The sequence below is a fragment of the Algoriphagus sanaruensis genome, assembly GCF_001593605.1.
Lineage (GTDB): Bacteria > Bacteroidota > Bacteroidia > Cytophagales > Cyclobacteriaceae > Algoriphagus > Algoriphagus sanaruensis.
The window spans coordinates 2,629,643-2,642,988 of the sequence record NZ_CP012836.1; the positions used below are offsets into that span (position 1 = coordinate 2,629,643).

Below are 13,346 nucleotides of genomic sequence, written 5' to 3' on the forward strand. Positions count from 1 at the left end.
TTGATTGGAAGTTAACCAGGAAAGGACACAAAAAAAGCCCGAATTACCGGGCTTTCGAAATTTTATTTCTTAACGGGTTTTTTCCAGGAATAATGGGTTCCAGAATCAATATCAAATACCAAATAGAGCTTTTGAGGTTTCTTGGAAAACTTGGTCTCACTTTCATAGACACAATCGATGCTGTAATCATTCTCAATGGTATGCTCTTCCCAATTTCCTTCATAAAGTGCATAATTCACGACTCGTAGCGAATGATTTCCTTGCGGAACTTCAACCGCAAAACTCCCCGTTTTGCTCTGTAGCGTTACAGATGAAGTACCATATTCCTTCCCGTCTACAAAGACAGACGTTTTAGTTTCATGGTCATAGCCTGCTTCAATTCCAGTAAATTGAACATAGACCATCAGTTTAGAGCTTTGAGAAAAGCAAAAGGAGAAAGTTCCTAAAAAAAGAAGCGTTAAAATCGTTTTTTTCATGGTGGATTGGGGTTTTAGAAAGAATAGAACGAGAATAAGAAAATTCACCATAACCCACAGATTTTCATAAATTTAAGATTTAAAATTTTTCCAATAAGTTGAATTATGATCAGCCAAAAGTAATTAGATTTTATAAAAGCAAATCATACGGAATATGCCGTATTTTGTGAGGGGGAACTGCTCAATTGGGCATAAAAAAAGGATGTAATCTGATACATCCTTTTCTATTTTCGGGTAAATACTTCTCGTTATAAATCAGTAAACACAACCGCATTGTCCTTGGAAATTTTTCCGGCAGGAATAGTTTCATCTCCATCTAAAAATCGATGGTACATTTCTCTTTTTTCATCACCAGTAATTACCCACATGATTTCTTTAGCTTTTGCGATGAAAGGGTAGGTGACACTCATTCGCAATCTGCCTTGGTAAAGATTGGTGGTTATGGCGATGTCTTTGTCTTTCACTTCACAAATTGGATCATTGGGAACAAGCGAAGCGGTATGGCCATCTGCTCCCATTCCCAAATGAATTAAATCAAATGGAGCTTCTCCTTTAACCTGAGCAATTGTTTCCGAATACTCCATACATGCTTCCTCAAGATTTTCTTGAGTGACCGGCATTGGAAACACATTTACACGTGTCATCAAACCAGAGCCTTCCATGGTTTTGAAAAACTGAGTCAGATTACGATCTGGATGTCCATCAGGAGCAATTCTCTCATCAACTTGAAAAATGAAAATCTTTTCCCAAGCCAATTTTTCCTTACTCAAAAACTTAAGCATCTCCCAAGGTGTGCGACCTCCGCTGATTGCAAAAGTAAAACGACCATGATCAAAAATAGCCTTTCGAGCAGCTTGGGCAATATATAGCGCAGCTTCATGAGCTACTGCATCAGCACTTGCAAATGAATGAATCTTCATAGTTGAAATAGTCGGGTTAGTTCACGATAGGATTATTCCAGCCTCCAGGAGGTAAAATCAACTCGTCCACATTTTCAGGTCCCCAAGTTCCTGGTTCGTATTCAAAAACAGGACACTCTGAAGCCAAATAATCATCTACTATTTTCCAAGCTTCTTCCACATAATCCTGTCGCGCAAAATGCGTTGGATCACCTGCCATTGCATCTGTCAAAACGCGCTCGTAGGCGTCTTTTTCATTTGGAAATGGTGTAGGATTACCTTGAATCTCACTCATGACCGACTTCATGTCTTCACCTTCAGCCATAATCAACATGCCAAATGCAACTGTGACATCTGGGCTAATTCTAAATCGAATATGATTTGGCTTGGATGCTACAGAAGAGTATGCGGAAGGTAAATGCTTAAACCGGACCAGAATCTCCGTGCAGGTAACTGGAAGATTTTTTCCTGCTCGAATGTAGAACGGTACACCTTCCCAACGAGGAGAATTGATATGCAATCGCATAGCGGAAAAGGTCTCCGTATTGGAATCGGGCTTTACTGCCTTTTCACTGAGGTACCCTTTATATTGACCTCTAACCACATCTTGCCCTCTGAGAGGAGTAATGGCCTGAAGAACCTTCACCTTTTCATCCCGGATGGATTCACTATCCAGAGCCTTAGGTGGCTCCATGGTTAAATTACAAAGCACTTGGAAAAGGTGATTCTGAATCACATCTCGAATAGCTCCGGTTACATCATAAAATGCCCCACGACTCTGAATTCCAAAATTTTCAGCCATGGTAATTTGCATCGATTCGATATGATCCTTGTTCCAGACAGGTTCCAACAAAGAATTCACAAATCTGAAAAAGACGATATTATTAACCGGCCTTTTACCTAGATAATGGTCAATTCGGTAAATCGAACTTTCGGAAAACTTAGAAAGAAGGATTTTATTAAGAGCTCTTGCTGATTCGTAGTCTGTGCCAAAAGGCTTTTCAACGATCACTCGAGCGCCTTTAGCGCACCCCGATTGATCCAATTGCTGAATAATACTTGGAAATAGCACCGGAGGAATCGCCAAATAATGGGTGGGGTGATGGGCATTTCCGATTGCTGTTCGGATCCGTTTAAAGGTTTCCTCATCGGTATAATCTCCTCCAACAAATCCCAAAAGATTTGAAAATTTTTGGAAAGATTCCTCTTCATAATTTCCATGCTTTTGAATGCTTTCTTTGGCTCGGGCTTTGAGTTTTTCCAAATCATAATCTCCTCGAGCTACTCCGATAATAGGCACTTGGAGGTTTCCCCGCTTAACCATCATATGAAGTGCAGGAAATATTTTTTTGAAAGCCAGATCACCGGTAGCACCATAAAATACCAGTGCGTCTGATTTTACTTGAGTCATGAATTGATAGAATAGTATGTTGAGGAAATAAAGGTGATTGGAGAAAAGTTCAGAACAGGTAGTCTTTTTCCCATAATCTAAACCCTCCAGCAAATGCATTTTTATTGGATCCTAAGCGGCATCCTGCAGGAATTTCTTCTAAGTATTTGGAGTTACCACCTCCCAATACGATTTCATCGGGCTGAAAGCAATGTCTGAAATGTTCAATGGTCTTGTAAACCATTTCCATCCATTTCTTTTTGCCCACTTTTTTGAGGGAAGCATTTCCTACATGAGATTCAAAAGTTCCAAGCTTAAAGGGTAGGTGGCCTCCTTCGAGAGGAATAATCACATTTTCTAGTACCATGGCGGTACCCAGTCCAGTTCCGAAGCCTAAAAATAGAAGCTTACCTTCCCCATAACTGCCCAATGCTTGCATCGCTGCATCGTTGATGATTTTTACTGGACATCCGAAGGCCTTTTCAAAATCAAATCCAGTCCACCCACTGCCCATATTTACAGGGTCTGCCACAATTTTGCCATGCTTGACTACACCTGGAAAACCCATAGAAATTACATCATAGGACCAATCTTTGGCAGCTTCCTTTACTAAAGGCACCAGATTCTCTGGACGAAAGTTATTTCCGGATGGAATTTTAATTCGTTCAGGCTGTCCAGTAGCCAATATTTTAATGTTGGAACCTCCAATGTCTATGACTAATACATTCATCTGCCGTGGGTCTGGTGTAACGTAATGTAAAGATGCCACCGAAAATCAGAAGCAAAAAGGAAAAATTTGATTTGTTTACTTTAAATCCGATTCAGAGGGATTTTAGCTCCTATGAATTCAAGCTTAAGTCTGTAAGAGTATTCAATTGCAAAATGAAAAAACCCCAAAAGCGATAATCTTTTGGGGTCTAAGTTCCGCTTTGAATTCAATTCAAGCCGAAATGCTTCGATTTTTGGCACTCTCGGCCAAGATTTTTTCAGGTTCATGATTGAGTTCAGGTGTATTCACAACCATTCTTGGCACGCAAATTCCCTTGTCAATTGCTTTGAATCGGATAACTTCGATTAATCGCTTTACACGATTTTTCTCATTTCCATTTTCACCTTGGAAAAAAGCTTCTCGGTTTTCACCTGCTCGGATATAGCCGTCGAAGTTTACATCAAAGTTGTAAAACGCTCGAAACACCTTCGCATTTGGAACTGCTTTTTGAATCAATTGCTCATTGGTAAATCCATGTTTAGTATCAAAAGATCCATTGGAGCAGTCGATAATGATCTTACCATCTGTATCCGTATGTTTCAAAGCAACCCAGACTTCTGGGAAATCCGCATTTTCATAACAAAGGAGAATAAATTCACCTTGAACAATCGCAGATTCGTATGGCATTAAACGATGGAAAAACTTATTCAAAGCTTTCCATTCTGGTTCTTCGGTATCGAAATCATTTCCAACACCAAAAGCAACTCCAATTCCGGCTTCGAGATACTTTTTACCTAGCGATTTGGCTAGAGGAGTACCGCCTAAGATTGCAATTTTCATAGTATAAAAGTTTACGTTGAAACACTTCCAGGATCAATTGAGGAAGGATTTTTTCCTTAATAATCCTCTGAAAAGTAGAGTGTTACAGCACTAATTCAAAATTATATTTCGAAAATTTTCGATTCACAATGCACAAAGCGGTTTTTGGTAGATGAAGTCCAAAATTTAATTTATGAAATACAGTTGTCCTTTTTGGTAAAAAGAAAATTTGCTCAGATTGAAAGACTAAAAAAATGGTTTTTAAACTTATCGAATAAAAAAAGCGACGTTTGAAGTCGCTTTTTGAGTAGGGTGAGGGGGGAGTTTACTTTCCGATACAAAATCTCTCGACGCTCAAACAGTCAATGTTTTATGGATTCCTGGCAACAAATAGGCAACATAAATTGCTCAATTAGAATCAAACAGATTAAACAATAAATTTTTTCAGAAATCTTTCTTTCAAGTAAAATTACTTCACCAATTTAAGTTTCTTCATAGTCACCAAATTGAAAAGAGGTGGTATCTCCTTATAATTGAAATGGCAACTTAATACTTGGATTAAGCTAAAAAGTAATCTCAATATCCCTCTTTTTAAAATTTCATTTATGAACTCCCATCTTGGTCAAGTTTTAGACTGTTTTGCTCGCATGGATGTAGCAGGATTAGAGGTGCTTTTACAGGAGCCCATCTATTATGACGTTCCAAAAGAGATTTTCTTAAAGCGATTGGGGGAATTCTTTGAAAACTTTTTTGATGAAGTTGATCCAGAAAATTCACGACTTACCTATTATCCTGGGGCTTGTTGCAGTAGACAATGTGATATTTTTCCAAATAGACTTGGATTCAAATTCCATGGATACCCTGGAGATCACTTTGATCTAAGATTTGTCCTAGAAAAGGATGTTAACGGGGTTGAGTTCGTTAAAGATATCTTTCCATGCTATCATTTAGTGACTAATGAGCTGATCGAGGACCTTGGAAGCCAGGTTTATTTTTGGGTTTATGAAGACGATAAAACAGAGGTTATAAAAGATGAAAACTATCCAATCAATTTACAGCGGGCTCTAGAAGGAGCTTTTTATTGGGAAAGCAAGAAAGAAGGGGAGATGGTAACTCTGGAAGAAATCAAAGCTTGGCGAATTAGCTATGAATCGACCTATTTGTCGATCGATAGTGATGGACCTTCAAAAACAGAATTCTGGAAATGGGATAACTTCCTTGGATTCTATAGTTACCTCGACCTTTTGGTAAGGTTTACTGAAGATTTCAAGGTGGACCTTGCCAGGTTTATTGTGGTTGATATTTCTGAAATCAGTCATCAAGTTTTGATAAAATGGCTTTTGGAAATAGAAAACCGTATGGAGGACCATCAGTATTGGCGGCTGCATGGTTCTACCTTTACCCGATTGGAGCAGGAAGAATACGAGGGTAAATTAAATTTTCCCTTTTCTAAAGACCTAAACTTTGAGCCTGAACTTCGGGAAACCATTGAATCATTTTTGGGATGGTTTGCGAAAGAGCGGAAAGTATGGCTAGATTATTATTTCGCATTAACCCCAACGGAATACGATAGTTTCATCGAACAATGTAACAGTAGTTGGGAGTTATTTCAGGTAAATCACCTCTTGTCTTACCATTGGGAAGTACGCGAGAAGTTTAGGAAACAGGGTGTATTTATCCCTTTTAACCTCAAAAAGCCTCCTTTTTCTTTCCCTTCAAACGCAAGTCATTAAATTTAAATTTCAAGGAGTTCTTAGACTATTGATTTTCAATTAGTTGATTACTATTGAATGAAAGAAATCTAGCCCTGTATCATAAAATACATTGGATCTATTGGAAGGTAAATAATAGGTGACAATTCAGTTACCTAATATTTTACTTAAAAATCAAGCAAAGGATATTTTTTTGAAAGCAATCAAATTATAGATTTAAGATATCACCAGCTAACCATGAAGAATGAACTCAAGCTTCTAATCCGAAGCGTTTCCTCCTATGTGATGATTTATTCAGGAATCCTGATAGTATTCTGGTTTGTCTTTGTGATCGTTACCAGTTTGATAGGCTTGAATATCTACTCATCGGACTCCATGGATCTGATGGTTTTTGTGCTTTTTTTGGGAATATCAGTTATTGGAGTCGCAGCAGCGATCAATGTCACGCTGAGTCTTGACCTGATTGCCGAATCTAAGATCAATCAGATGAATCACCCTAATCCAAGATTAGGCAAGCGTTGGTTCGGGTGGGTTTTAGGTGGTTTTGGAATCTTCGTAGTGGTCGCTTGGATCAGTAATTACATCATTCGTACTAATCATCTCAAGGATTTTAAAGCAATCACCACAGAGGTAGTCCAGTCCCATCAGGGTAGCTTGGAAAAGATCGTTGACTACATGAAAGACAGCGCACAAATCCTAAAGACCAAGGAAGTTTTATTAGCGATCGCTAAGAGTTCAGATCAGGTGTTCCAACCTGAACTGATTTTTACTCAGGAAGTAAATGGTAAAAAAGTATGGGTTGAGATTAACATAGGATCAGATTCAGTTGCTTTGGTTAATCTGGCTTTTGAGCAATTGGTGATCGTCCCTTTAGGTGAAGAGAAAAAGTTGATTCAAGAACTGGCATATGGCAACAAGAAAGATGCACAGGTGCTGGAACTGGAAAAGGGTGAAACCAAAGGATACTATCCCATTTCCAAAAATGGAAAAGTGATGGTGGTAAGGCTGAGTGCTAAATCAAGATTTAATGGGAATAGGGGCTAAGTGTTTATCACAAAATTGATCCAATGGAACAACTGACGAAACTTAAAAGGCTAAGAATCAAGAAAGACGAGCTGCTGATCACTATTCGGGAAAAGGAGAATGTTAAAATACCAGAATGAAATTCATTTCAAGAATGAATTCACAAAGGAGACCATTAGAGTAGCAAGTGAACTACCAGTAATTCAAAAAAAGTACGATAGCCCATAAATATAGATCAATTTTCAGGAGATGATTCTTGGGAAATAGACTGGTAAAGAAGGATTTTAACTGAATCATTAAGAATTTGAAGTGAAAATTTAAACTGAATTTTAAATAACGAAAGAATTTTTCATAATGATTCTTCTAACAGGAGCTTACTATATTGACGAGTTTCAAGAAAAGTTTCGAACCTTGATAGGGAACGAAATTTTGGATGACTTTTATAATAAGTTTTCAAAATTCACTATCCAAAATTATCCGCCCTACATCAATCACGAAGAAGTAATTCCTCTACTTAAGGTAGCTTGGAATATTGTCAATCGGGGGGATAGTACCAGAGCATCACTGAGATTGGGGGATTATCTTTTGAAAAGACACCTTGGTCACGAGTCTGGGTTTAATTTTTCTAAATCCGAAATAAAAGCAACTCTAGATCTTGTTGGGGACTTTGAAAAAATTCAAGAAATATTTTTTGATTTTGGATCGATAAATGACGAAAGTGCAGTTGAATTTGGACAATTAGCTTATTCAATTTTTAAGATTCTCCAAAAATTATTTTTATACAATCACCTCCATAAAACCATGTTACTCTGCCTTATGGCAAATCCATCTCCGACATGGTTTAAAATTCACGGTATCTCAGAAGAGGAAGAGATTCTGCTTCAGGATGATTTAAATGATCTTTTTAGAGCATTAAATCATCTTGTAACTGAGGATGAATCCAAAATCCTTCTCCTTGAAAAAGATAAATCAAGTAATCTTATCACAATATCTATTGATGGATCCAATAGAGGAATTATACTTTCTCAATATGAACTTGATGGGGCGCAGAATCTAAGCTTCAAAATCCTAAGTGATCGTCGGATTTTTTATAAAAAGCTGGGTGAAGTTATTATCACCGAACAGCAAATTGAAAATGGAGAGCGGAAAGAGGTTCATACTTTTCATTATTTCAGCCATGAGCAAAAGGTAGCCTTGACCTATTTTTTAAATAACATTTTCAGAAAATCCAGATTTAGGCCAGGCCAAGAGGCAATTATAAACAGAGCCTTACTTGGAGAAGATGTGATTGGCCTATTACCAACAGGAGGAGGAAAATCGCTTACATTTCAGATCTGTGCTCTACTTCATCCTGGCGTTACCATTGTAGTAGATCCTATTAATTCACTTATGAAGGATCAATATGATAAGCTGATTGATAACGGGATTGGTAATTCCAGCTTCATTAATTCATTTAACTCCAAAGAAGAACGAGAACTTCGAATGGAAAAGCTGATGGAGGGGAGTTTTTTGATACTTTTTGTCTCTCCCGAACGTTTTCAAATGGAGAATTTCAGACAATCTCTTTCAGGGTGCAAGGATTTAGATGTTTTTTTTAGTTACGCAGTAATTGACGAGGCCCATTGCGTTTCAGAATGGGGCCATGACTTTAGACATGTTTATCTGAATTTAGCAACAAATTTGAGAAGGCATTGTGCTACAAAAAAAGGTAAATTAACTCTCTTTGGACTAACGGCAACTGCCTCATTTGATGTTTTAGCAGATGTTCAGCGAGAATTAGACTTAAAAGAAGATGCGATAGTAACACTACCGGCAGAGGCAATAGATAGGAAAGAACTAAATTTCAATATCATTCCTATTGCTGCAGATATTGAACCAAACCTTCCCTACAACAAAAGGGAGAACAAACTGGGAGCTTTCAAATACCCGATATTAAAAAAGTTATTAAATGACCTTCCTGGAAAAATCAGTTCTTTAGAGCTGAAATATGGATATCTGAGCAGACCTAGGAATTTTTACGGGAAAGAGGAGGGGAAATACCAAAATGCAGGAGTAATATTTTGTCCTACCAAATCTAACTTACTGCCAAATGGAGTCTTACATCTTGCCTACGGTTATGAAAATAATGGAGGAGGGTTGTCAGATTTAGGTTTCCTTGAATTAAGGACATTTTTTGGTGGGGGGAGTGAAGATGTAATCAAAGATGATCGCATTGAGTCAATTGCCGATGATTCTTATAAAAATCAAGAAGATTATATTAAAAATCGGGCAAATTTAATGATTGCCACCAAGGCGTTTGGGATGGGAATCGACAAGCCAAATATCAGATATTCGATTCATTATTCTTTTCCAAATTCGGTTGAAAGCTTTTACCAAGAGGCTGGAAGGTCAGGAAGAGACGGCAACCCTTCGCTTTGCTCAATTCTTTATCACCCTTTAGACATAGAAACAAACTATGATTTTTATAAAAATGCCTTCAAGGGGATTCAGCGTGAGCGCTTTATAATTGACGAATTACTCCATGAGGTAGAATATGAGGATGGTTTTTTTGTGAATATTTTAAAACAGAGAATCTGTGACAGATATCCTGAGGTATTCTCAGTAAAACTTGATAAAGAACGATATATATACATCAATGGCCCTTGGAATAGAGATCCGGAAAAGAGAATAAAAATTGGACTTTTAGATCTACAAAGAAATTTGAGGAGCTATGACAACGCGACCCAAAACTTTGATTTTTCAAAAGCCAATCAGATTCTCGAGTATTCTCGCCAAATCCTAAATGAATATTGTCCAGACCAAAACTATCTTCGATGGTTCAAAACAAAATCGGCTGATGGAATAAAAACTTTAATTGAAAGTGGTACAAGTAATAGCTACACTCTCAAAATTGGATTCACTAACGGGGTAGTTTCCAAAATGAATGAAGTAATTAAAGGTTCTGGTTACGATGATTTTGACGAACGAATTATTAGAGCTGCGTATAATTTTAGTACAGATGCGGATGATTTTATTGGAAACCTTAATTATCAATATTATAAATTTCAAAAACTGAATTCCTTTTATCAGGATAGAAGCTTTAATCCAAATCCTGAAGTTGAACAATTTCTGAAGGTTAATTATTACCGAATTAGAAATTCTATGGACACTCAAAGGGCAATTTACCGGTTGAATATTTTAGGTGTAATTGATGATTATGTTATTGATTACGCATTGCAAATGATTGAGGTACGATTTAAAGGAAAGACTAATTATACCTATAAAACCAATTTCAATAATTACTTAAGACGGTACCTAGGTATTGAAACCACCAAGATTTGGTTGAAAAAGATAAATAAAGTTAAGGAGCCATCAATTTTAACAAAGGTACTATATGTGTTAATCGATTTCATCGAAAGTGAAATTTCAGAAAAGAGAAAACGCTCAATCGATTACATGAAGGAACTCTGTGAGGTTCACTTAAAAGAGGGAGAACGGGAGTTTAGGGACAGAATGATTCGATATTTTACCTCTAAGTATGCAAGGCAAGACTATTTGCCTAGAGATACAGAAAAAGGGACTAAAGAAAACTGTGAAATCGTCAGGAAATACATTGAATTTATTGATCATCCTCCGGATGGTTTAGGAGGGCAAATAGATAATGCCAAACATTTAAGGGGAGCTTGTGACAACCTTAGAATTAATATGGTGAATAATGCAAGCATAGACTTACTTACAGCTTTTAGCCTTTTTGCATTAGAACTAAAGGAAGGGGACACATTGGAATCTGCCAATGATAAACCTTTGGTGAAAAAGGCAATTGAACTTTATCGAAAAGGTTTTAAAAGGATGGTTGTGGTAGATTCATGGGAAAATGTAAAATCTCTTTTAGAAATCTTTAATAACAAGGTTCTAGATTTTAATTCTGAAATAAGAAAACTGATGGATGAGCTCTATTCCGAACTATTAGTTCAAAGAACCAACTATCGACTAAAGCAATTTCTCGATAAAATATCCACCTAATGTCTAAGATAACCGATTTACAAGAAGAGTTTGAAGTACTCATTAAAGAACTTGAGCGCTTAAAATCCATCAATGAAATTACGTCAATCAATAGTTTAAATGCAGAAATGACTATTGATGAGCTTAAAAAATTTATCGATGTAACCGAAAAATTTATTTCAGCTATAAAGTCTGATTATAATGAAAAGATGAAATCCTTTTCTGAAAGAGAAAAAGCTCTAAATGATGCAATAATAAAATTACATCAGGGAATTGAAGATCAATCTAAAAAATTTGAATTAATAACAAGTATTAATTCAAAATCATGGTCGAATGACCTTGATCTGTTAAAGAAAGATTGGAATTCTCGGATAGAGAATTATATGCATCAAATTAAGGATGTTAGAAAAAAAATTGAAACTGAAGTTTTGGAATACTCAAGGAACACTGCTGGAACATTAAGAACCCAAAATTCCATGGTTGTAGAACAAATAGAAAATGAATCCAAAACTAAAACCAGAGAGCTAAACCTTTTACGACTTAAACAAGAGGAGTCAGTTGATTTAATAAAGGCTGAATACTTACGTGGAATTAAAGAATTGAAATCAGAATTTATAACTAAAAACGATCAATTGAAGATTGAAATCTCTAATAACGCAGATAAGATTGAAACTGTAATGTATTTGGTTATTGGATTTGGTTCGATTATAAGTATTGGCCTTCTAGCTTTGATTATTAGTAACTAAAAAATCTTTAATTATCATTATAAAACCTTGTCCAATTGACTCCGAAAAATACTTATTAGATAATTAAATGTATTTTTAAAAAGCTTTTGATCAGAATGGATAAATTAGAAAGATGTAAAGAAGATGTTTATTGATTTAATTAAATTACATTATAAAAATTTATAGATAATTTATTAATATTTAAAATTCAAAAAATGAGTAAATTTAAATTTTCAAACAGCAGACAAGATAGAGAAAAATTTAATGATTTAATGATTTACTCTAATAAAGACACTAAATCAGATAGTTTTTTACATAGGTTTTTCTGGGAAAAAATAAAGTATACTTTTATATCTGACGAATCGACTGTAAAATATACTGATAATGAAGATAATATACTTATTTTTGAAGATGAACTTGGTTTGATAATTATTGGATTTCTAGGAATTGATCGCAAATTTGATCGAACAAATATAGATATTTCAAATTCTATTATTACAAGTTTGTTGGAATTTGACAAAGATATTAGAAAACTAGCAATTGATAAAGGCATAGATAACTATAGGTTAATATATTTTACAACCTATAAATTAAGTGATTTTAAATCTAATATTTTTTCCAAACTACCTATCGATGTGTCATATTTCTATTTAGCCAATTTTAATGAGAATAAAGAATTGATTCTTGCGTTTGAAAATGATCTCGAATTAATCGATATTATAAACTATGAGCTTGAAGCAAACCAATTTTTAGAATATGCAATTAAAAGAAATAGGAACATTAATCAGAAAGAGGAATGGTATTGTGAGTTATGTGGCGGTAATAATTTCTCTGGTTGTCAATACTTTGATCCTACCGAATGTCCCAATTCACAAACCTGATCTTTACGCAATCTAAAATATTTTCTAAAAATGCTGCTGTCTAAAATATCCATTTAAAGGAAATTGGATTAATTTAAAATAGAAAAAGAGCTTAGTTCAGATACATTTTTAATCTACTATTTCTGTCGACAGAAGCTTGAGATGGGACTAAGATTTTTTCATTGAATACCGTCTAAATATTTACTATGACATTTTCAACAAATCAAATATAGAAGTTTAAAAAATGAAAACATGATCAAATGTGTGCTATTAATTAAATAAGATATCACAAAGAATCCCTTTAGAAATAATTTTATCGAAAGAGATTGGATTAAATCCTATTTATCAAACGTCTCTATTGTAATCCAAACCTGAATTAAGGGCAGGGCAATGAATGCGGTTAATGAAACTATTGAATCAGGGAAACCAAGCGCCATTGTGCTATATAATCAACTCTGTAAAATGGAAAAAGATATCGTTCAGACGGAAAAAGAACAAATTGGCAACAAATTTTGCGTAATTATACTCAAACAAGATCATAAAAAAAGGCCTCATAGAGGCCAATTTCAAACAAAATAAGACAAATTGAGTCTCGTCACTTTCCGATACAAAAAGTAATTATGCCTGATTTTCAAGATATTATATAAATAAGATACAAATAGGGTACACCTATATTTTTAATATTTACTTTTACTGCCTATTATTAAAAATCACCAAGGAATATCCAAGGCGAAGCTAAATCAAAAACCAAA

Annotated in this window: 10 protein-coding genes; 5 read left to right on the top strand and 5 right to left on the bottom strand. The window is 35.4% G+C overall.

Annotated elements, in window-relative coordinates; translation table 11 throughout:
* Positions 1-62: 62 nt before the first annotated feature.
* The 5 genes from AO498_RS11535 to AO498_RS11555 all read right to left on the bottom strand — a co-directional run bounded on the left by AO498_RS11535 (position 63) and on the right by AO498_RS11555 (position 4,314).
* Positions 63-476, bottom strand: a complete 414-nt coding sequence (locus AO498_RS11535; RefSeq protein ID WP_148660229.1) for a hypothetical protein — start codon at positions 474-476, stop codon at positions 63-65.
* Positions 477-724: 248 nt separating this feature from the next.
* Complete coding sequence (gene pgl / locus AO498_RS11540) at positions 725-1,396, bottom strand: 6-phosphogluconolactonase (protein ID WP_067547653.1); 672 nt, start codon at positions 1,394-1,396, stop codon at positions 725-727.
* A gap of 16 nt (positions 1,397-1,412) precedes the next feature.
* Positions 1,413-2,786 carry a glucose-6-phosphate dehydrogenase gene (gene zwf, locus AO498_RS11545; RefSeq protein WP_067547656.1) on the bottom strand — a complete coding sequence of 458 codons (1,374 nt, stop codon included), beginning with the start codon at positions 2,784-2,786 and terminating at the stop codon, positions 1,413-1,415.
* A gap of 49 nt (positions 2,787-2,835) precedes the next feature.
* A complete protein-coding gene (locus AO498_RS11550; protein WP_067547659.1) occupies positions 2,836-3,495 on the bottom strand; it encodes an ROK family protein in 660 nt (219 codons plus the stop codon).
* A gap of 210 nt (positions 3,496-3,705) precedes the next feature.
* Complete coding sequence (locus AO498_RS11555) at positions 3,706-4,314, bottom strand: NAD(P)-binding domain-containing protein (RefSeq protein ID WP_067547662.1); 609 nt, start codon at positions 4,312-4,314, stop codon at positions 3,706-3,708.
* A gap of 584 nt (positions 4,315-4,898) precedes the next feature.
* Between AO498_RS11555 and AO498_RS11560 the strand changes: the two genes are divergently transcribed.
* The 5 genes from AO498_RS11560 (at position 4,899) to AO498_RS11580 (ending at position 12,615) form a co-directional block, all read left to right on the top strand.
* Positions 4,899-6,026 carry a hypothetical protein gene (locus AO498_RS11560; RefSeq protein ID WP_148660230.1) on the top strand — a complete coding sequence of 376 codons (1,128 nt, stop codon included), beginning with the start codon at positions 4,899-4,901 and terminating at the stop codon, positions 6,024-6,026.
* A gap of 216 nt (positions 6,027-6,242) precedes the next feature.
* A complete protein-coding gene (locus AO498_RS11565) occupies positions 6,243-7,049 on the top strand; it encodes a hypothetical protein (RefSeq protein WP_067547668.1) in 807 nt (268 codons plus the stop codon).
* Between the two features lie 564 nt (positions 7,050-7,613).
* Positions 7,614-11,030, top strand: coding sequence for a DEAD/DEAH box helicase (locus AO498_RS11570; RefSeq protein ID WP_202814231.1), 3,417 nt, complete (start codon positions 7,614-7,616; stop codon positions 11,028-11,030).
* Positions 11,030-11,755, top strand: coding sequence for a hypothetical protein (locus AO498_RS11575; RefSeq protein WP_067547673.1), 726 nt, complete (start codon positions 11,030-11,032; stop codon positions 11,753-11,755). The genes AO498_RS11570 and AO498_RS11575 overlap by 1 nt, the downstream gene beginning before the upstream one ends.
* A gap of 194 nt (positions 11,756-11,949) precedes the next feature.
* Positions 11,950-12,615 (top strand): hypothetical protein, encoded by a 666-nt coding sequence (locus tag AO498_RS11580; RefSeq protein ID WP_067547680.1) that lies wholly within the window; start codon positions 11,950-11,952, stop codon positions 12,613-12,615.
* The last annotated feature ends 731 nt before the right edge of the window (positions 12,616-13,346 follow it).